This is a genomic window from Mycolicibacterium parafortuitum, from assembly GCF_010725485.1.
In the GTDB taxonomy this organism is placed as follows: domain Bacteria; phylum Actinomycetota; class Actinomycetes; order Mycobacteriales; family Mycobacteriaceae; genus Mycobacterium.
Genome location: NZ_AP022598.1, coordinates 1596526 through 1615074, shown reverse-complemented (window position 1 = coordinate 1615074; position 18549 = coordinate 1596526). Strand labels below are relative to the sequence as shown.

22 protein-coding genes and 1 riboswitch are annotated in these 18549 nt (G+C 68.9%); of the genes, 9 read left to right on the top strand and 13 right to left on the bottom strand.

Annotated features, from left to right (window positions below):
* Genes NTM_RS07565 through NTM_RS07545 form a run of 5 tightly spaced genes read right to left on the bottom strand, consistent with a single transcriptional unit; the run spans nt 1 to nt 5140 of the window.
* The gene (locus NTM_RS07565) at nt 1-1602 is read right to left on the bottom strand and encodes an FMN-binding glutamate synthase family protein (RefSeq protein WP_163765937.1); all 1602 of its coding nucleotides are present in this window, start codon (nt 1600-1602) and stop codon (nt 1-3) included.
* Between the two features lie 39 nt (nt 1603-1641).
* On the bottom strand, nt 1642-2145 hold the full coding sequence (locus NTM_RS07560; RefSeq protein WP_104865381.1) for a DUF309 domain-containing protein: 504 nt from the start codon (nt 2143-2145) through the stop codon (nt 1642-1644).
* Between the two features lie 26 nt (nt 2146-2171).
* Nucleotides 2172-2537, bottom strand: a complete 366-nt coding sequence (gene trxA / locus NTM_RS07555) for a thioredoxin (RefSeq protein WP_104865380.1) — start codon at nt 2535-2537, stop codon at nt 2172-2174.
* A gap of 2 nt (nt 2538-2539) precedes the next feature.
* A complete protein-coding gene (locus tag NTM_RS07550) occupies nt 2540-3739 on the bottom strand; it encodes an NAD(P)/FAD-dependent oxidoreductase (RefSeq protein ID WP_163765936.1) in 1200 nt (399 codons plus the stop codon).
* A gap of 21 nt (nt 3740-3760) precedes the next feature.
* On the bottom strand, nt 3761-5140 hold the full coding sequence (locus NTM_RS07545) for an MBL fold metallo-hydrolase (protein ID WP_163765935.1): 1380 nt from the start codon (nt 5138-5140) through the stop codon (nt 3761-3763).
* A gap of 202 nt (nt 5141-5342) precedes the next feature.
* On the opposite strand from NTM_RS07545, the gene NTM_RS07540 reads away from it, so the two are divergent.
* From NTM_RS07540 to NTM_RS07525, 4 genes are all read left to right on the top strand, one after another.
* Entirely contained in the window at nt 5343-5924 is a 582-nt protein-coding gene (locus NTM_RS07540) for a rhodanese-like domain-containing protein (protein ID WP_163765934.1), read from the top strand.
* Nucleotides 5921-6799, top strand: coding sequence for a sulfite exporter TauE/SafE family protein (locus NTM_RS07535; protein ID WP_163765933.1), 879 nt, complete (start codon nt 5921-5923; stop codon nt 6797-6799). The genes NTM_RS07540 and NTM_RS07535 overlap by 4 nt, the downstream gene beginning before the upstream one ends.
* A gap of 104 nt (nt 6800-6903) precedes the next feature.
* Nucleotides 6904-7173: a metal-sensitive transcriptional regulator gene (locus tag NTM_RS07530; RefSeq protein WP_104865375.1), complete on the top strand. Its 270-nt coding sequence runs from the start codon at nt 6904-6906 to the stop codon at nt 7171-7173.
* A 39-nt stretch (nt 7174-7212) separates the two neighbouring features.
* Nucleotides 7213-7623, top strand: coding sequence for a DUF302 domain-containing protein (locus NTM_RS07525; RefSeq protein WP_104865374.1), 411 nt, complete (start codon nt 7213-7215; stop codon nt 7621-7623).
* An 80-nt stretch (nt 7624-7703) separates the two neighbouring features.
* Here the strand turns inward: NTM_RS07525 and NTM_RS07520 are convergent, their stop codons facing one another.
* From NTM_RS07520 to NTM_RS07510, 3 genes are read right to left on the bottom strand one after another with little or no spacing between them, the layout of a single operon-like run.
* The gene (locus tag NTM_RS07520) at nt 7704-8042 is read right to left on the bottom strand and encodes a DUF202 domain-containing protein (RefSeq protein ID WP_163765932.1); all 339 of its coding nucleotides are present in this window, start codon (nt 8040-8042) and stop codon (nt 7704-7706) included.
* Nucleotide 8043: 1 nt separating this feature from the next.
* On the bottom strand, nt 8044-8397 hold the full coding sequence (locus tag NTM_RS07515; protein ID WP_104865372.1) for a YidH family protein: 354 nt from the start codon (nt 8395-8397) through the stop codon (nt 8044-8046).
* Nucleotides 8398-8453: 56 nt separating this feature from the next.
* A complete protein-coding gene (locus tag NTM_RS07510; RefSeq protein WP_104865371.1) occupies nt 8454-9068 on the bottom strand; it encodes a TetR/AcrR family transcriptional regulator in 615 nt (204 codons plus the stop codon).
* Between the two features lie 408 nt (nt 9069-9476).
* Between NTM_RS07510 and NTM_RS07505 the strand changes: the two genes are divergently transcribed.
* Nucleotides 9477-10169, top strand: a complete 693-nt coding sequence (locus NTM_RS07505; RefSeq protein WP_163769413.1) for a cutinase family protein — start codon at nt 9477-9479, stop codon at nt 10167-10169.
* Between the two features lie 52 nt (nt 10170-10221).
* On the opposite strand, the gene NTM_RS07500 is transcribed toward NTM_RS07505, so the two are convergent.
* Nucleotides 10222-10980, bottom strand: a complete 759-nt coding sequence (locus NTM_RS07500) for an SCO6745 family protein (RefSeq protein WP_163765931.1) — start codon at nt 10978-10980, stop codon at nt 10222-10224.
* A 211-nt stretch (nt 10981-11191) separates the two neighbouring features.
* Here NTM_RS07500 and NTM_RS07495 point away from each other — a divergent pair, with 211 nt between their 5' ends.
* The 3 genes from NTM_RS07495 to NTM_RS07485 are packed head-to-tail and all read left to right on the top strand — an operon-like array spanning nt 11192 to nt 14341.
* Nucleotides 11192-11614: a hypothetical protein gene (locus NTM_RS07495; RefSeq protein WP_104865368.1), complete on the top strand. Its 423-nt coding sequence runs from the start codon at nt 11192-11194 to the stop codon at nt 11612-11614.
* Nucleotides 11615-11673: 59 nt separating this feature from the next.
* On the top strand, nt 11674-13122 hold the full coding sequence (locus tag NTM_RS07490) for a sugar porter family MFS transporter (protein ID WP_272955224.1): 1449 nt from the start codon (nt 11674-11676) through the stop codon (nt 13120-13122).
* Between the two features lie 4 nt (nt 13123-13126).
* Nucleotides 13127-14341 (top strand): MFS transporter, encoded by a 1215-nt coding sequence (locus NTM_RS07485; RefSeq protein WP_104865474.1) that lies wholly within the window; start codon nt 13127-13129, stop codon nt 14339-14341.
* Here the strand turns inward: NTM_RS07485 and NTM_RS07480 are convergent.
* From NTM_RS07480 to NTM_RS07465, 4 genes are all read right to left on the bottom strand, one after another.
* The gene (locus tag NTM_RS07480) at nt 14243-14992 is read right to left on the bottom strand and encodes an energy-coupling factor transporter transmembrane component T family protein (RefSeq protein ID WP_163765930.1); all 750 of its coding nucleotides are present in this window, start codon (nt 14990-14992) and stop codon (nt 14243-14245) included. The genes NTM_RS07485 and NTM_RS07480 overlap by 99 nt on opposite strands.
* The gene (locus NTM_RS07475; protein ID WP_163765929.1) at nt 14989-16461 is read right to left on the bottom strand and encodes an ABC transporter ATP-binding protein; all 1473 of its coding nucleotides are present in this window, start codon (nt 16459-16461) and stop codon (nt 14989-14991) included. The genes NTM_RS07480 and NTM_RS07475 overlap by 4 nt, the downstream gene beginning before the upstream one ends.
* Nucleotides 16458-17090, bottom strand: a complete 633-nt coding sequence (locus NTM_RS07470) for an ECF transporter S component (RefSeq protein ID WP_163769411.1) — start codon at nt 17088-17090, stop codon at nt 16458-16460. The genes NTM_RS07475 and NTM_RS07470 overlap by 4 nt, the downstream gene beginning before the upstream one ends.
* A 2-nt stretch (nt 17091-17092) precedes the next feature.
* A riboswitch (TPP riboswitch) is annotated at nt 17093-17204 on the bottom strand.
* A 6-nt stretch (nt 17205-17210) separates the two neighbouring features.
* Nucleotides 17211-17777 carry a nucleoside/nucleotide kinase family protein gene (locus NTM_RS07465; protein ID WP_163769410.1) on the bottom strand — a complete coding sequence of 189 codons (567 nt, stop codon included), beginning with the start codon at nt 17775-17777 and terminating at the stop codon, nt 17211-17213.
* Between the two features lie 49 nt (nt 17778-17826).
* On the opposite strand from NTM_RS07465, the gene NTM_RS07460 reads away from it, so the two are divergent.
* Nucleotides 17827-18546 carry an NADPH-dependent F420 reductase gene (locus NTM_RS07460; RefSeq protein ID WP_232079649.1) on the top strand — a complete coding sequence of 240 codons (720 nt, stop codon included), beginning with the start codon at nt 17827-17829 and terminating at the stop codon, nt 18544-18546.
* The last annotated feature ends 3 nt before the right edge of the window (nt 18547-18549 follow it).

The window sequence follows — 18549 nt, the reverse complement described above, 5'->3', positions numbered from 1 at the left end:
CTACTCCGTCGCCTGATTCGGCTCGGTCGCGACCTTCACCGGTGTGTGCTCGACCACCTCGAAAGTGCCCGGCATGTTGTCGTAACAGCTCATGCACTCGTTGATGTCGGCGACGATGTGCGCGCCGGGGACACCCCAGCCGGCCTGGTAGCCGTAGACCTCGGCCAGCGGCCGGTGCCCCCGATCGCCGTCGAGGATCTCCACGTGCTGAGGCCCCAGCAGTGCCGGGTGGCGCACGCCGGCCGCCTCCGAGACCTTCACCAGGTCGCGCCGCAGCGTCTGGACATAGTTGGCCATCCGGTGCGACTTCTGTTCGGGATCCAGACCTCGTGCCAGCCAGGGATTCTGGGTGGCGACGCCGGTCGGACAGTGGTCGGTGTGGCATTTCTGCGCCTGGATGCAGCCGATGGCCAGCATCGCCTCCCGGGCGACGTTGATCAGGTCGACCCCGAGTGCGAACGCGACGATCGCATTGGCGGGCAGACCGAGCTTGCCCGCCCCGATCCACGTGATCCGGTCGGTCAGCTCACGCTGGGCGAACAACCCGTACACCTGCGCGAAGCCGGTCCGGAACGGGAACGACACGTTGTCTTCGAACACCAGCGGCGCGGCACCCGTGCCACCCTCGCCGCCGTCGATCGTGACGAAGTCGACGCCGCGCTGCGCGTCGTCCATCCGGTCGGCCAGGGTCTCCCAGAAGCCCATCTCCCCCACCGCGGACTTGATCCCGACCGGCAGCCCGGTGGCGTCCGCGATCTTCTCCACGACGTCGAGCATCTCGTCGACGTCGCGGAACGCGGTATGCCGCGACGGGCTCACCACGTCCCTGCCCTGCTGCACCCCGCGGATCCGGGCAATCTCGGCGTTCACTTTCGCCCCCGGAAGATGGCCGCCGAGACCAGGTTTCGCGCCTTGGCTCAGTTTGATCTCGATCGCGCGCACCGGGGCCGAGCCGACGACGTCGACGAGCCGGTCCAGGTCGAATCGGCCGTGCTCGTCACGGCAGCCGAAGTAGCCGGTGCCGATCTGGAACACCAGGTCGCCGCCGTGCCGGTGGTGATCGGACAGCCCACCCTCACCGGTGTTGTGCCAGAAGCCGCCGATTTTGGCGCCCTTGTTCATCGCCTCGATCGCCTGCGGGCTCAACGAGCCGAACGACATCGCCGACACGTTGACCACCGACGCCGGCCGAAACGCGTACCTGCGGCCGCGCGGGCCACCGAGGATCTTGGCGCCGGGTACCTCGATATCGCTGCCGTGGATCGGCGACGCGGCGGCGACGTCGGAGAACGTCGCGTGCTTGATGATCGGGTAGGTGTTGTTCTCGATGTCGTTGTCGGTGCCGAACGCGAAGTAGTTGTTCTCCTTCTTCGCCGACGTGTACACCCAGCGGCGCTGATCGCGGCTGAACGGCCGCTCGGCGTCGTTGCTGGTGATGATGTACTGGCGCAATTCCGGGCCGATGGCCTCCAGCAGGTATCTCGCCCGCGCCAGGACCGGAAAGTTGTGCCGCAGCGCGTGCTCTTTCTGCAGCAGATCCTGCAGTGCGACTCCGGCCAGCGCGGCGGCCGGTGCCAGCGCGGCGACGGTGCGCTTCTTCATACCGCCACACTGCCACACCGGGTGTGGCATCGCCGGGGATCAAGCGGGCCAGTCACTTTCACCGCCGCCCGGCCGGACCAGGACCGGCCGGAGCCGCTCCGGAGGGATACCGTCGCCTGCGCCGAGGCCGCCGACCAGCTCCGTCGCCCAGGCGATCAGCCCGGCGGTGTCCACACCGTGTGGCACCGGGTCGTCGACCTCGCGCAGTCGCTCGGCGCCCCGGCGCAGCAGAGCGGCCGCCCCCGCCGGGTTACCGCGCTGAACGTGGGTGACGCCGACGGCCAGCTGGGCCAGACCCTGCCAGAGCGGTCTCTCCTGGGCCGGTCGGTTCTTCCACGCGGCCTCCAGCACCTCGTGGGCGTGGAAGGCCCGCCCGTCATCGAGCAGTTGCTGTGCGTAGTTCAAGAAACCGGCCGGCGTCAGGGAAAGGTCGTCCGGGATACGGGGCACACCCTCGCTGCCCGGCGGGAGCGGCCGGCCCAGATCATCGCGGGGACGCGTGTTGCGGGGCCGGCCGGTCTCGTCGCGGGCACGTTCAACCATGGGTCCATCGTGCCCGCTCGCCGCCGCTACCCCGCCTTCCGCGCGGCGGTCCGCCGCCGCACGTCGTCCATGTCGAGCGCCTTGACCCGGCCGATGAGGTCCTCCAGCGCGGCCGGATGCATCGCACCGGCCTGCCGGTAGACGAGCACACCGTCTCGGAACGCCATCACCGTCGGGATAGACGTGATCTCCAGCGTGGCGGCAAGGTCGCGTTCGTGCTGTGTGTCGACCTTGGCGTGCACGACGTCCGGATGCGCTTGCGACGACCGCTCGTACACCGGGGCGAAAGCGCGGCACGGCCCGCACCAGGACGCCCAGAAGTCGACCAGCACAATCGAATTGGCGGTGATGGTGGACTCGAAGGTGTCGTAGTCCAGGTTCTGTGTGGCCATGGTCAGGCCAGTCCTTTCAGCATCAGATTCCAGTACATGAACGGCAGCCCGTGCTTCTTGAGATACCAGTAGGCGCGGTGCGGCTTGACAGGGTCGAGCAGCGGGAACGACGGCGTGATGTTGAGGTCGTAGTCGAACTCCGCGAGCAGCATGTCGTGTGAGGACGTGACGATCGGGCACGACCCGTACCCGTCGTAGCGGGCGGTCAGCGGCCGGCCGGCCAGGTGTGACTCGATGTTGTCGACCACCACCGGCGCCTGCTTGCGGATCGCGGCACCGGTCTTGGAGTTCGGCGAGGACCCGGCGTCACCGAGGCTGAACACGTTGGGATAGCGCACATGCTGCATCGTGTGCTTGTCGATGTCGACATAGCCGTTCGCGTCACCGGTCGACAGCGGGCTCGCCTTGATCCAGTCCGGCGCCGATTGCCGCGGCGCCATATGGAGCACGTCGTAGGGCAGCATGGCCTCTGATCCACCGTCCGCACCGGAGGTGACTCCCACCTTGTGGGCAGCGGCGTCGACGGAGGTCACCTCGGAGTTCGTGTGCACGGTGATGCCGTAGTCGGCCGCGATCTCATCGAGGCTGTCGGCGATCGCCGGGATCCCGAACAACCGTGGTGTGGGCACCACCAGGTGAACGTCGATGTCGTCGAGCACGCCCTGGGAGCGCCAGTAGTCGGCGGCCAGGTAGGCGATCTTCTGCGGCGCCCCGGCACATTTGATCGGTCCCGAGGGCATCCCGAAGACCGCTGTGCCCGAACGCAGCCCGCGGATGAACTGCCACGTCTTCGGCGCCAGGTCGAACCGGTAGTTCGACGACACCCCGTCCTTGCCGAGGGCCTCTGCCAGGCCCTCGGTGCGGTCCCAGTCCAGCTGGATTCCAGGGCAGACCACGAGTACGTGGTACCCGTAAACCGCGCCGTCGGTGCAGGTGACCGTATTGTTATCCGGGTCAACCGATGCGGCGGCCTTCTTGATCCAGGTCGCGCCCTTGGGCATCACCGAGGACTCCGGCCGGGCAGTGGTCGAGGCCTTGGCCTGACCACCCCCGACCAATGTCCAGAGCGGTTGGTAGAAGTGCACGTCCGACGGCTCGATGACCGCGACGTCGGAATGCCCGTTGCGCAGCAGCCGGGCGGCCACCGAGATGCCGGCGGTGCCACCGCCGACGATGACGATCGTGTGTTTCGCAGTTGTCATATCAGTTGTTCCTCCCGATGCTCAGGCGCTCTGGCGCGCGTCGTCCCAGGCGCCGTAGCCGCCGAGGATGTCGCTGACGTCGGCGAATCCGTTGTGTCGCAACAGACTGGCCGCGACCGAGGACCGGTAGCCGCCGGCGCAGTACACGACGGTCGGCTTGGCCGGGTCGAGTTCGTCCAGCCGGGAAGGCAACTGCCCCACCGGAATCGACACCGCATGCGGAATGGCACCGGCCTCGACCTCGCCGGGGTTGCGCACGTCGACGATCTGCAGGTCGGACAGCGCGGCGGCACGCTCATCGAAGGCCTGGGCTGTCAGCCGGGACGCCATCTGGACGTCGTCGCGGTGGTCGAACATCGCCTCGAACGGATTCTCCAGGTAGCCGATCACCCGGTCGAACCCGATCCGGGCCAGCCTGGTCTTGGCTTCGAGCTCGGCTCCGGGCTCGGTGAACAGCACGATGTCGACGTCGGTCGGCACGACCGAACCGGCGAACTCGGCGTAGCGGCCCTCCAGCCCGATGTTGATCGCGCCGCGCAGGTGACCCAGCGCGAACTCCTCGGGTCCACGCCCGTCGACCAGGATCGCGCCGCCGGCCATCGCGTCACGCACCTGCTCGTAGGTCATCGCCTCGGGCATCTTGGTCTCGTCCAGCAGTTCGCGGCCCTTGCGGTTGAGGACCGCGTTGTAAACGAAGTAGGCGGGCGCGGGCGGCTGACCCTCCGTGACCAGCGCCATGAAGGTGGCCTTGTCCGGTGCGCGCAGGGCGTAGTTGGTCGCCTTCTGCTCGCCCATGGTCGACGACAGCTCGGTCGACAGGTTCTTGCCGCACGCCGAGCCCGCGCCGTGTGCTGGGAACACCCGGGTCGCATCGGGCAGCGTCATCAGCTTGTCGTGCAGCGAGTCGTAGAGCTTCTCGGCCAGTTCCTCGCGGGTGAATCCGATGGAGGCCAGCAGATCCGGGCGGCCGACGTCGCCGATGAACAGCGCGTCACCGGTCAGCACCCCGTAGGGCACCTCGTCGCCGACGTGCTCGTAGACCACGATGCTCATCGACTCCGGGGTATGGCCGGGGGTGTGGCGGAACTCCAGCGTCACGTCACCCAGCGAGTAGCGCTCACCATCGGCGACGCCCATGGACTCGAACTCGGTCTCGGCGACCGAGGAGTACACGATCTTGGCGCCGGTGGCCTCGGCCAGCTCCAGATGGCCGGACAAGAAGTCGGCATGGAAGTGCGTCTCGATCACCAACTCGATGGTGTAACCGTTTGCTTCGGCATCGGCCAGGTACTCGGCGATGTCGCGCTGCGGGTCGACAACGACTGCGCGGCCGGTGGTTTCGTCGGCGACCAGGTAGGACGCGTGCGACAGGCAGTCCAGGTAGTACTGGATGAACTTCATGGTGGTGGCCCTCTCATTCGGTAGATCGGTTAAGCCGTCTGCGTCTCAGACTGCCGATACCCCTATGGGTATGTCAAGTACCCTAGGGGGTATGCATATTCCAACTTGCGGGTACCCCCTGGGGTATGTGTAACATGACAGCCAACATACCCCCGGCGGTATCTACCGGCAACCGCCTCCCCACCCCGAAAGGACCCCGAACATGACGTCTGCCCCCTCGATCCCCACCACCGTCAACTGCCACGACCTCGACCAATTGCTGAACTCCGACGCTGCGCTGCGCGTGATCGACGTGCGGACGCCCGGCGAGTTCGAGACCGCCCATATCGCCGGCTCCTATAACGTGCCGCTGGATCTGCTGCGTGAGCACCGCGACGAGATCGTCAAGCACCTCGACCAGCAGGTCGTCCTGGTCTGCAGGTCCGGTCAGCGCGCCGGCCAGGCCGAGGCCACGCTGCGCGAGGCCGGGCTGTGCAACGTGCACATCCTCGACGGCGGCATCACCGCGTGGGAGGCCAAGGGCTTCGCCGTCAACCGCGGGACGCAGCGCTGGGACCTCGAGCGTCAGGTGCGCCTGGTGGCCGGCTCGATCGTGCTGACCAGCATCCTGGGCAGCATCGCGGTGCCCAAGCTCAAGTGGCTCGCCGGCGCCGTGGGCGGCGGACTGACCTTCGCCGCGGTGTCCAACACCTGCGCCATGGGCACCCTGCTGGGAAAGCTGCCGTACAACCGCGGCAACGCGTGTGACGCACAGAACGTCGTCGCCCAGTTGGTGCAACGGTGATCGCGCTGGCCGTCGGCCTTGCCGTCTTCGTCGGAATTGCGCTCGGACTGCTCGGCGGCGGCGGGTCGATCCTGACCGTGCCGTTGCTGGCCTACGTCGGCGGCATGGACGCCAAGCAGGCGATCGCCACCTCGCTGCTGGTGGTCGGCGTCACCAGCCTGGTCGGCGCGATCTCCCATGCCCGCGCCGGGCGGGTGCAGTGGCGCACCGGCCTCATCTTCGGCGCAGCGGGCATGGCCGGCGCGTACGCGGGCGGACTGCTCGCCCGGTTCATCCCGGGCACAGTCCTGCTGATCGGCTTCGCCGTGATGATGATCGCCACCGCCGTGGCCATGCTGCGCGGACGCAAGAACGTCGACGCCCCCGCGCAGGGCCCTCGCCTTCCGGTGCCCAAGATCGTCGCCGAGGGTCTGGTGGTCGGTCTGGTGACCGGCCTGGTGGGCGCGGGCGGCGGCTTCCTGGTGGTGCCGGCGCTGGCCCTGCTCGGCGGGCTGCCGATGCCCGTCGCGGTCGGCACCTCGCTGATCGTGATCGCGATGAAGTCGTTCGCCGGCCTGGCCGGTTACCTGTCCAGCGTCCAGATCAACTGGACCGTGGCGGCCGCGGTGACCGCTGCGGCCGTGGTGGGCAGCCTCATCGGCGCCCGGCTGACAGCGAAGGTCAACCCGGATTCCCTTCGAAAGACATTCGGCTGGTTCGTCCTTGCGATGTCCTCGGTGATCCTGGCCCAGGAAATCCATCCGGCGGTCGGCATCGCCGCCGCGGCGCTGACCGCCGTCGCCGGAGCCGTCACGCTGGCCTGTGCCCGGACTGCGCACTGCCCGCTGCGCCGCCTCTCCTCCGGCAGCCACCCCACCGGAGGAGCACCGGCATGACCGTCGACACCACCGAACGCAGATGCGCTATACCCCGAGCGCACGGAACCGGGAATACCCCCGCGGGTACCATGGCTGTACCGTCTGTCGAAGGGATACATGCCATGGTTGGTGACGAGGATGCGATCGCCGCGGTGCTCAACAGGCTGCGCCGGGCGCAGGGTCAGCTCGCCGGAGTGATCTCGATGATCGAACAGGGCCGCGACTGCAAGGACGTCGTCACTCAACTGGCAGCGGTGTCGAAGGCTCTGGACCGGGCCGGCTTCAAGATCGTCGCCACCGGTTTGCGGGAGTGCCTGACCGGAGATGCCGCCGACGGCCAAGAACCGATGACCGAAGGTGAGCTGGAGAAGCTCTTTCTGGCCCTGGCCTGACCTGACCGGGGCGTCGACGACGACGAGAACGGAGGAACTATGAGTTACGCGCTGTCGACCACACTGCACACGACCTTCGAGGACGCGGTCCAACGCACCCGGAAAGCCCTGGCGGAACAAGGTTTCGGTGTGCTCACCGAGATCGACATGAAGGCGACACTGAAGGCGAAGCTCGGTGAGGACATGGAGGACTACCTGATCCTCGGGGCCTGCAACCCGCCGCTGGCGCACCGTGCGGTCAGCGCCGACCGGCAGATCGGGCTGCTGCTGCCCTGCAACGTCGCGGTTCGTGCCGACACCGCCTCCGGCGGCGACGCCGTGATCGTGGACGCGATGGATCCTCAGATCATGGTCCAGGTGTCAGATCAGCCGGGGCTGCGCGAGGTCGCCGACGAGGCCGCGGCCAAACTGCGCGCCGCGATCGACGCTCTCGGGTCCACCGACCGATAAGGAGTCGCGACTTCATCGACGTTGCCGTCATCGACACGTCAGGTCCGGACGACCATCAGCTGGGCATGGTCGGCTGACGCTCACCAGGCGAACAGCAGCACCCCGGACACGGCCAGCGCGAAGACGACCGTCGCAGCGCCGATCAGCACGACCTCCGTCTGAGGCTCGGCGAGGACCATGCGGTCGTCGGCCCCCGTGCCGGCTCTGATCTGGTGGGACCGCCGGTATCCGAGCACGAGGACCAGTAGGGCGAGCAACGCCGCGGTGATCGCGAGCCAGCCGCGCTCCGGGCCGAGCGGACCGTGCTGACGTAGCAGGATCAGCGCTCCGCCGACCAGGAATCCGAATGCGCTTCTCTCCCAGGACAGCAGGGTGCGCTCTGCGGGCAGTCCGGGCTTGGCGGGCTCAGGCGGTGCCATGTCACTGCCCGACTGGCGGCCAGATCACCAGGATGACCAGCACGATCAGGGTGACCACGAATATCCCGCCGCCCAGCAGCATCGGCACACGGGTGGCCGGCAGTTCCTCGTTGCGGCGCATCGCGGCCTGGACGCGCTGCCAGCGGCGCACCGCCAGCGCGGCCAGGACTCCGCCGCCCGCCGTGAGCACGATGCTCAGGCCGTGGCGCGTCCCGGGGATCCCGAACTCCGGCACGAACTGCACGACCGCGATCCCGCCGGCGATCAGCGCCAGCGCCGTCCGGATCCACGCCAGGAAGGTCCGCTCGTTGGCCAGCGTGAAGCGGTAGTCGGGATCCTGTTCCTCCGAGCTCATCGACCGCCGTCCATCCGATCGCCCATTGCGGTCACCCTACGTCGCCGCCCGCCGGCTCAGCGCGATGTCGCCATGCGCTTCCACACCGCCTCACAGGTCTGCGCCGCGCTGTCGAGTGCCTGTGGCGACACTTTGGACGCCTGGTAGAAGCTGCGTTCGATCATCCAGCACAACGCGCGTGCCAGTGCCGGCGCATCCGCGGGCCCGTCGCCGGTCGGGACGCCGCCGCGGTGCAGGACCTCGGCGATCGCGTCGATGGACACTTCGGCGGCGCCGGTCCACAGACGGTCGACTTCGGGCACGGTGGATCCCAGATCGACGGCCATGCGCATCACCGGGCCGTGCTCGCGCCAGAGTTGCGCGGTACGGTGCAGAGCCTCGGCGATGACCCGGTCGACCGGGCCGGTGTCGGTGCGGGCTGCACCCACCTTCTCCTGCAGTGCCTGCACGGTGCGGGCAACCAGCGCCGTGAGCACCTCTTGTTTCGAGCCGAAGTAGAAGTACAGCGCCCCGCGGGTGATTCCGGCCGCCGCGGCGATGTCGCCGACGGTCATGTCGGCGTAGCCGGTGGATGAGAGCAGGTCCTCGGCCGCATCGAGGATCTGCCGCTCACGCAGGTCACCCTTGCGTACGGCGGAAGCCGTACGACGCGACGGCCATGCCTTGGTCACCGTCCTCCAATGCTTTCTAGCCGGCCAATTGTGCGCCGTCGGCGAAATCGGTACTGCGAGAGAGGCATTCCCACCCCAGTCCGCTGCTCCTCCTGGAACCTCGCTAATCTACACAGTGTCGACTTTTTTCAGCGATGCGTCAAATAGGATGCGGACGGGCCGCGGTGGCGCTAGCGTCGTCGGGGTGACCACGATGTCGTCGTCGGCAGTGGAATGCGATCCGACGCGTCGGCGTTGTCCGGTTTTGGTGCCGCATCGACGCCGATACGGCAGGGTCTCGATGTGTTGCGTGTAGACCACTGCGCAATGCCATGTTCCATTACCCATGTGCCGCCGTCCGGACGCGACGAGCCGTTGGGTCAGAGCACGGACGGAGTTGACGTGGGGATAGGCACACGAATCGGCACGATGATCGGTAAGGCCCTGGCGGTGCCCGGCGGGGTGGTACTGGGATTGACGGCGGTCACGACCGGCCTGGCGGCGCCCGGCGCAGCGCAGCAATGCCCGGACGTGGAGGTTGTCTTCGCCCGCGGCACCAATGAACCGCCGGGCGTGGGTCCGACAGGTCAGGCGTTCATCGACGCGCTACGCCCGCAGATCGGCGACAAATCGCTGGCCGTCTACCCGGTGAACTACCCGGCCACCGATCAGTGGGCGACCGGCGCGGAGGGCGTCAGGGATGCGGGCAACCGGATTCTTTCGATGGCAAGTAGTTGTCCCCGTACGGATCTGGTGCTCGGCGGGTACTCCCAGGGCGCTGCGGTGGCCGGTTTCGTCACCTCTGCCGCGGTGCCCGACGGCGTCGACCCGGCGACGGTGCCCAAACCGTTGCAGCCCGACGTCGCCGAACACGTCGCCGCGGTCGTGCTGTTCGGTATGCCGAATCCCCGGGCGATGAACTTTCTCGGCGAGCCGCCGGTGACCATCGGTCCGCTGTACGCGTCGAAGACCACCTCGCTGTGCGCTTTTGAGGATCCGGTCTGTTCGGACGGACTGAACTTCGCCGTGCACAATCCCGGCACCTACACCGGCGATCTGGCGCAGCGGGGCGCCGCGTTCGCGGCCGTTCAACTCGACGGCGGTGGCACACCACAGCGCTGAGACGGTGGCCGCGGCATTTCGCGTACCCGCACTAGTGAACCAGCGCGCATCCTCAGGACGGAACGTTGGCCTTCAAAGTCCCCAGCGCGGCCTGGCTGAGTTGTGAAAGCTCTTCGGCCTCACTGCCTTCCAACGCGGCGGCGAAGATCTCCGCCATCCGGCGGTTGGTCGCCCGCTCGATCTCGACGTATTGGTCCTTCTTCTCCGCCCCGTCGGCGTACGGCTCAGGCCAGCCGAACATCGCAGCGTAGCGGGGTCCCTTGTTGAGCATGTGCGCTTCGATCGGGGTGAGCCCGGACAGCGACAGCGCGTTGAAGTGCAGTGCGGCCCGCAGCTCCCGCAGCACGAACATCACCTGCAGCGCGCGGGCGGGAGCGTCCTCGGCCAGCGGCATCGCCCGCCAGCCGACGAACAGCGGCAGGCCCCAGTTCGGTGCCGCGGCGATGAGCCTCTCCCCCAGCGCCGCGATGCGATCCAACCCGTCGGCGCCGGTCAGGTACGTGCGGCCGAACTCGGCGGCCTGATTCCAGTAGACCTCGGCCGCCCCGGCGGCACCGCGCACCGCGACACCCTCGTCCCACAGCGCCGCGACCGCGTTCGGTTCGAACACCGCGAACACCGCGGCCACCGTGGCGCCGGTGGTATCGCCGAGCACGCCGCCACGTCCGGCGATGTAGCCGGCCAGCGGGTTCGTGTAGCCCGCCGCGACGCTCCCGGCGTACGTCTGCGGATGCAGCATGAACACCGCGACGGCCTCCTCGACGGCGGCGCCGGCCGCGGCGACGGATTCGTTCGGATCCACGTCGGTCATGTCCAGGTCCTCCCACGATCAGTCGGCGTACTGACCGGCAGCGTATCGGCCGGCCCGCCGCGCTCACGGCCCGGCAGCAGGTTGTGCCGCCCGGACAAAGCCGCAGCCGGTCGTTGTCCGCCGGGTCCAAGCCGAATTGCCGAAGTCGGCGCACCCTGGAAGGTGCCGGGCCGAAGGGGCTCGGCTCCAACGTGTCCGAGGAGGAATCAAGGTGCGCCCGCACGAGGCCAGGGATCGGCGCGCGACAGTCGGCGGCAACACGCTCGACGACGATTGGACCACGTTCACCGTCGGTGTTCCGCGGCCTCTCGTCGCCACCCGGTTGAGGGGCAAACACCCGTTGGTCCGTGCCGTGGACCGCATCGAGGCCGCGGTCTTGACGATGGCGGTGCTGCTGTCGGTCGTGGCACTGCCGTTCGCCGGTGCGCTCGGCACCGCGGTCTACGACGCCGGCGCGAGACCCGGCCAGGCTGCTGCGGGCGGAGTTCTGCTCTGGGCGGGTGTCACCGTCTTCGCCGTCGCGATCTTCGTTGCCGTGCACCGGATCTGTGACCGGGCCCGACGGTCACGCTGGGACAAGGGGCTTAACCAGCTCGCCGAGGCCGGCGACGGAACGACGCGGGACCAGGCGTGACCTGACCTCCGGCGGGGTATAGGGCGGCACGTCAGCCCACCCGCCGCCCGGAGGTCCGAGTGAGTACCATCGACGATGCCGCCAGCGACGCCGCCCGCGATGCCGCCCGTGATGACGCCGCAGCCCGTCAACGGACTCCGGGACAGCTGACCGGTTCGGCGATCGTCGTCGCGCTGGTCTCGGCGATCTCCGGGATGCTGTACGGATACGACACCGGCATCATCTCCGGCGCGCTGCTGCAGATCACCAAGGACTTCCAGATCGAAGAGAACTGGAAGCAGTTCATCGCCGCGAGCATCCTGCTCGGCGCCGTCATCGGCGCGTTGACGTGCAGTTTCCTGTCCGAGCGCATCGGTCGCAAGACGACGCTGCTGATGCTCGCGGTGATCTTCGCGGTCGGTGCGCTGGGGTGTGCGGTCGCCCCGGACCCGCTTCTGCTGTCGGTCGGGCGGCTCGTGCTCGGATTCGCCGTCGGCGGCGCCACGCAGACGGCGCCGATGTACGTCGCCGAGCTGGCACCCCCGAAGTACCGCGGACGCCTGGTGCTCTGCTTCCAGATCGCGATCGGCGTCGGCATCGTGATCGCGACGATCGTCGGCGCGTCCGAGTCGGTGCCGTGGCGGTGGTCGATCGGCGCGGCGTGTGTGCCCGCGCTGCTGATGCTCGGATTGTTGTTGCGGCTCCCGGAGAGCCCGCGCTGGCTGGTCAAGCACGACGACCGCGACCGGGCCCGCGAGGTGCTGGCGCGCGTCCGGCCGGAGAACTACGACACCGACGGTGAACTCGAGGAGATGGCCGCGCTGGCCCGCGAAGAGGAGACCGCGAACACGCGCGGCTGGTCGGGGCTGCGCAAGGCGTGGGTCCGGCCCGCGTTGATCCTCGGCTGCGGCATCGCGATCTTCACCCAGCTGTCCGGCATCGAGATGATCATCTACTACTCCCCGACCATCCTGACCGACAACGGGTTCGACGAGTCCGTCGCGTTGCAGGTCTCGGTCGCGCTCGGCGTGACGTATCTGGTGGCCCAGCTCGTCGGGTTGTCGATCATCGACAAGGTCGGCAGGCGCCGGCTGACGTTGATCATGATTCCCGGTGCGGCGGTGAGCCTTTTCGTCCTCGGCGCACTGTTCGTGACCGGTAACAGCGGCCGGGATTCGGTGCCGTTCATCATCACGTGCCTGGTGCTGTTCATGTTGTTCAACGCCGGCGGTCTGCAGTTGATGGGATGGCTGACCGGCTCCGAGACCTATCCGCTGGCGGTCCGTCCGGCCGGCACCGCAGCCCAGTCCGCGGCGCTGTGGGGCACCAATCTGCTGATCACGCTGACCCTGCTGACGCTGATCAGCGGAATCGGTGTCGGCCCGTCGATGTGGCTGTACGGGCTGTTCAACGTCGCGGCGTGGCTGTTCGTGTACTTCCGGATGCCCGACCTGACCGGCAGGAGCCTGGAGGAGATCGAGACCAAGCTCGCCAAGGGTGAGTTCCGGCCCGCCGACTTCGCCCGCTGACCACGTGTCACGGTCCTACTACTCGCTGATCGGTGCGGGCGCGGCGCTGATCGGCTGCTGCTACGGCTTCGCCCGTTTCGCCTACGGCCTGTTCGTCCCGGTGTTCACCGACCGATTCGAGTTGAACGCGACCGTGATCGGGCTCGTCGGCGCGGGAAGCTACGTCGGGTACTGCGCCGCGATCACCGTCGCGTTGGTCTACAGCGACCGGGTCGGGGCGCGCCGGATGGCGGTCGCCGCGGGCGTGGTCGCGACCGTCGGCATTCTCGTCGTCACCGCCGCGCAGTCGGCCGCGGTGCTGGCGATCGGGATCCTGGTGGCGGGGATGAGCACGGGCCTGGCCTCGCCACCGCTGGCGAGCGCGCTGGCGCAACGCCTGAGCGCCGAGCGGGCCGACCGTGCCCAGACGATCGTCAACGCGGGCACCGGGATCGGCGTGGTGGTGTCCGGTCCGATCGCGCTGGCGCTGTTGGATCAGTGGCGCTTGGCGTGGGCGATCTACGGCGCGATCACCGTCGCCGTCACCGCGTGGGTCGCGTTCGCGTTGCGCACCGGATCGCAGGCATCACGGTCGAGCGCCACGGTGGGGCGGCGGTTCCGGCCCGGCACCGCCGGACTGCTGGTCGCATCCGTGCTGACGGGTGCGGGCAGCATCGCGATCTGGAACTTCGGCCGTGACCTGATCGGCGCGGCATCGGGCGGGGACGCGATCGCGACCGCGGCGTGGATGCTGTTGGGCGCCGCCGGGATCGGCGGCGCGTTCGGCGGCGCGGCGGTGCACCGGCTGGGTTTTAGCCGGACCTGGGTCGCGACGGTGACCGCGATGGCGGCGGCCACCGCGGGGCTGGCGCTGGCGGCCGACCACGTCGCGGCCATCCTGGTGTCGGCGAGCGTGTTCGGTGCGGCCTACATCGGGCTCAGCGGGCTGCTGCTGTTGTGGGGCACCCGGGTGTATCCCGACGCGGCCGCCTACGGGGTCGGTCTGGCGTTCTTCGCGATCGCGGCCGGTCAGGCCATCGGCGCGCCGGTGGTGGGCGCGTTGATCGAGTCGTTCGGCTACCAGGTGGCGTTCCTGGTGTTCGCGGCCGCCGGCGCACTGTCGATGCTGGTGCGGCCCGCGTCAGCGGCCACCGACGAAGTCCCAGTGTCCGGTGGTGACGGAGACGACGACCGCGGCGGTCGCGATCGCCGCGGCGGCGGTGATCAGCGCCAGCTCTGAGGTGCCGAACGTCGACGGTCGCGCCCACGTCCTGGCCGGGTACGCGCCGAACCCGCGCGCCTCCATCGCGGTGGCCAGTTTGGTACCGCGGCGCAGCGCGAAGACCAGCAGCGCGAAGGCCTGACCCAGGAACCGCCGGATCCGGGCATGGTCGGCGACCCCGCGCGCGCGGCGGGCGTGACCGAGGTACTCCCAGTCTTGGCGCAACAGCCCGACCATGCGCATGCCGGCCAGCGCGCCGACGACGAAGCGCGCGGGCAGCTTCAGCACCTGCCCGAGCCCGTCGGCCAGTTCGGTCGGGTGGACGTCGATGAACAGGACCACCGACGGCAACGCGATGGCCAGCACCCTCAGGAACATCGCCAGCGCCAACTCGATCGATCCGTCGCTGACATTGATCAGCAGGAAGTGCCAGTGCACGGTGCCGGTCGGCTCGCCGTAGAGCAGGTTGGTCATCGCGGTCAGCGCGGCGGCGACGGTGATCAGACCGGCGCGGATCAGGAACGGGCGCAACGGGACTCGCAGCGCGATGAACAACGGGATCTCCAGGACGAGCGCGGTCAGCGCGGACACCCAGTCGACGCTGAGCACCAGCACCACCGCGATCAACGCGGCGGCGAGCAGCTTCGCGACGGGATTGACACGGATCACGGTCGCACCGGGGCCGACAACACGAACCGGTGATCGGCCAGCGCGTCGACGAATTCGGCGTCGTGGGTGACGGCGACGACGGCTGTTCCGGCATCGGCGATTTCGGCCAGCAACTGGATCAGCTCGGCCCAGGTGCGGCGGTCCTGTCCGAAGGTGGGTTCGTCGAGGACGATCACCGCGGGGCGGCTGACCAGCACGGTGGCCACCGACAGCCGGCGCTTCTCGCCGCCGGAGAGGGCGTACGGGCTGCGCTCGGCGAGGTGGTGCAGGTGCAACCGCTCAAGCAGGTCGTCGATCAGCGTGGCGGTGCAGGAAGTGTCACGCTTCAACGCCTTTGGCCCCAGGGCGAGTTCGTCGCGGACGGTGCCGGTCAGGAACTGGTGCTCGGGGTCCTGGAAGACGGTGCCGATGCGGGTGAGCAGTTCCTTGGATCGCCACGTCGCCGGTTCCCGCCTGCGCGGCGACGGGGCGAGTCCGTCGGCCGCGTGCAGCGTCCCGGAGCGGGCCGGCAGCAGCCCGCCCAGGGTGAGGGCGAGGGTCGATTTCCCGGAGCCGTTGGGCCCGGTGATCGCGGTGACGCGACCGCGCGGGATCTCCAGTCCGATCCCGCCGCGCACGGCAGGCCTGCCCCGGTACCCCACTGCGAGGTCCGTCGCCGTGAGCAGCGGCTCGGGGGTCGTGACGGGATGGCGCTGCACCGGTGCGATGGGAGTGTTCGGCACCCAGATACCGGCGTGTACCAGGTGGTCGCGCTCGCGGGTGATGGTGTCCTCGGGTGCGCCGTCGGCGACGACGGAGCCGTCACCGCCGAGGACCACGACCCGGTCGATGACGGGAAGCCACACACCGGTGCGGTGTTCCACCACCAGGACGGTGGCGCCGGTGATCTCGGCCGCCCTGGTGACCGCGTCGCGGACCTCGAGCACACCTTCGGGGTCGAGATTCGCGGTCGGTTCGTCCAACAGGATCAGCCCTGGCCGCATCGCGAGTACACCGGCGAGCGCCAGCCGCTGCTTCTGCCCGCCGGAGAGCTGTGAGGTGTCGCGGTCCAGCGGGAGGTCCAGGCCGACCTCGGCCAGTGCGGCGGTCACCCGCGGCCAGATCGCCTCGCGCGCAACGCCGAAGTTCTCCATACCGAATGCGACGTCGTCACCGACCCGCGACAGGATCACCTGCGCGTCGGGGTCCTGCAGCACCATCCCGATCCGGTCGCGCCGTTGCGCAGGTGGTGCGCCGTCGACCAGCAAGCGGCCCTGCGCGTGCCCGTCGTCGGCGCCGCCCAGCAGCCCGGCCAGGCCCTGCAGCAGGGTCGACTTCCCGGACCCGGACGCCCCGAGCAGCAGCACCCGTTCGCCGGGGAGGATATGCAGATCGAGATCCTTTGCCGCCCAGTGCTGTTGACCGGCGTGCTGCCAGCCCCAGCCTTCCGCCCGCACCTCGGCTCCGCCGGTGCGGGGATCCGGCGTCATTGAGGTTGGCGGGTCGGCACCACCCTGCCGGAGGCGAAGCGGCTCAGCGCACCGGTTTTGGCCAGTCCCCGCACCACGAACCACGACAGCACACCGGCCAGCAGGGCGCCCGAGATCACCGCGGATCCGGTGTAGATGGCCGCGAACGCGGTGGTCGATCCGGGGTACCAGAGGATCAGGTCGTTGATCGCCAGCGTCACGCCGGCCGCGGCGCCGGAGAGCACGGCCACGGGCAGGTTCCAGCGCCGGTACAGGAACAGCGCGAACACCAGTTCGGCGCCGAGGCCCTGCACCAGGCCGGATTCGATGGTCAGCACACCCCACTGGTTGCCGACGAGGGCGGACACGGTCGCGGCGACCAGTTCGCCGTACAGCGCCGCACCCGGTTTGCGGATCACCAGCGCGGTCAGCACCCCGGCGAACAGCCAGCCGCCGCCGGCCAGCGCCTGCAGACCGGGTAGCGCCGCCGACAGCGGGGCGGTGATCGGGTTCGACGCGACGTTCCAGAACACGAAGACCAGACCCGCCGCGACGGCCAGCACACTGGCGACCACGATGTCGACCACCCGCCAGCGCAGGACGGGTCTGGGGTCGTTGTTACCCAGCTCGTTTCCAGGGTCGTTTCCCAATGAAGCGTTCACGTGCATCTCCCTACGCCGGCATTACCCGGTCAGGTTCGTACGGTCGACAGCCGGTCAGCCGTCCTCTCAGCGCACTCGGTGTGCACTCCCGTGTGGATCGCGTCCAAGCTAGCGCATGCCCGGGGCCCACACCAGAGCGCCGCCGGCCTCGGTCACCACGTAGTCGGCCGAAGCGATTGGGTCACACCGGATGATGAAGTCGAGTTCCTGTGCGGCCCAACGGTCCCAGTGCGGGCGGTAGGTGTCCCCGTCGCGCTGCAGCGCACGGTGCTTGCGGACCTCATCGGGGGTCTCGACCCAGATGCCCAGATCGGCCTTCGCGCGGTTGTCCGCCGACAGGGCTCCGACGCCCTCGACGATCAGCCGCTGGCCGGCCCCGACGGCGTGCCATCGGCTGGGGGCGCCGGTGTCCCAGTCCCACTGCCGCCAGCGGCCGGTCCGACCCGCGGCGCGTGGCCGGAGCAGTTCCGTGCCGATGTGCTCGCCGGCCCACGCCAGCCCGTCCCAGCCGGGATAGATGTCGTCGAGGCGCACGACGACGCTGCAGGGCCAGCAGCGCTGCAGCTGATCGGCCAGGGTGGACTTGCCCGAGCCGGAGCGCCCGTCGATCAGCACCGTGGTCGCATCCGACGCCAGCAGGCGGCGCACCACAATGTCGACGGTCACCTCCAGCATTCTCCACATGCATTGACCGGAGACAGTCTCCGTGTTTACCCTCGGCTCGATGGAATCCTTGTCCATCGGTGTCATCGGGGCCGGTCTGATCGGTGGCACGCTCGCCGTCCACCTGGCCGGACTGGGCCACCGGGTGCGTATCGCCAACTCGAAGGACCCGTCGACGCTCACACAGTTCGCCGGTGTCGAACGGCTGACCCCGTCGTGGGCGGCCGATGCCGCCGCAGGCGCGGACGTCGTGATCGTCAGCGTGCCCGAGAACCGGGTCGCGGCGCTGTGCGCGCAGCTGGCGCCGAAGCTAACCGATGATGCCGTCGTGATCGACACCGGCAACTACTACCCCAACCGCGACGGCCGCATCGACGAGCTCGACAACGGCACGCCGGACAGCGTCTGGGTGGCCGGATTGCTGGGGCGTCCCGTCTACAAGGCGTTCAACAGCATCATCGCTTCCAGCTTGAAGCACAACGGAACTCACGACCGGGCCGGCCGGATCGGGCTGGCTGTCGCAGGCCCCGCCGGACCGGGAAAGGACACGGTGTTCGGGTTGGTCGACCAGCTCGGTTTCGAGCCGGTGGACGCCGGGCCGCTGGCGGACTCCTGGCGTCAGCAGCCCGGAACACCCTCGTACTGCCAGGATTTCGACGCCGACCGGCTCCGTGCCGCACTCGCCGCGACCACCTCCGACGGCATCGCCGAATACCACCGGAGGCGGGACCGCATCACAGATTTCGCGGCTGCCGCCGCCGATGTCGCCGCGCGGATGTGAAAG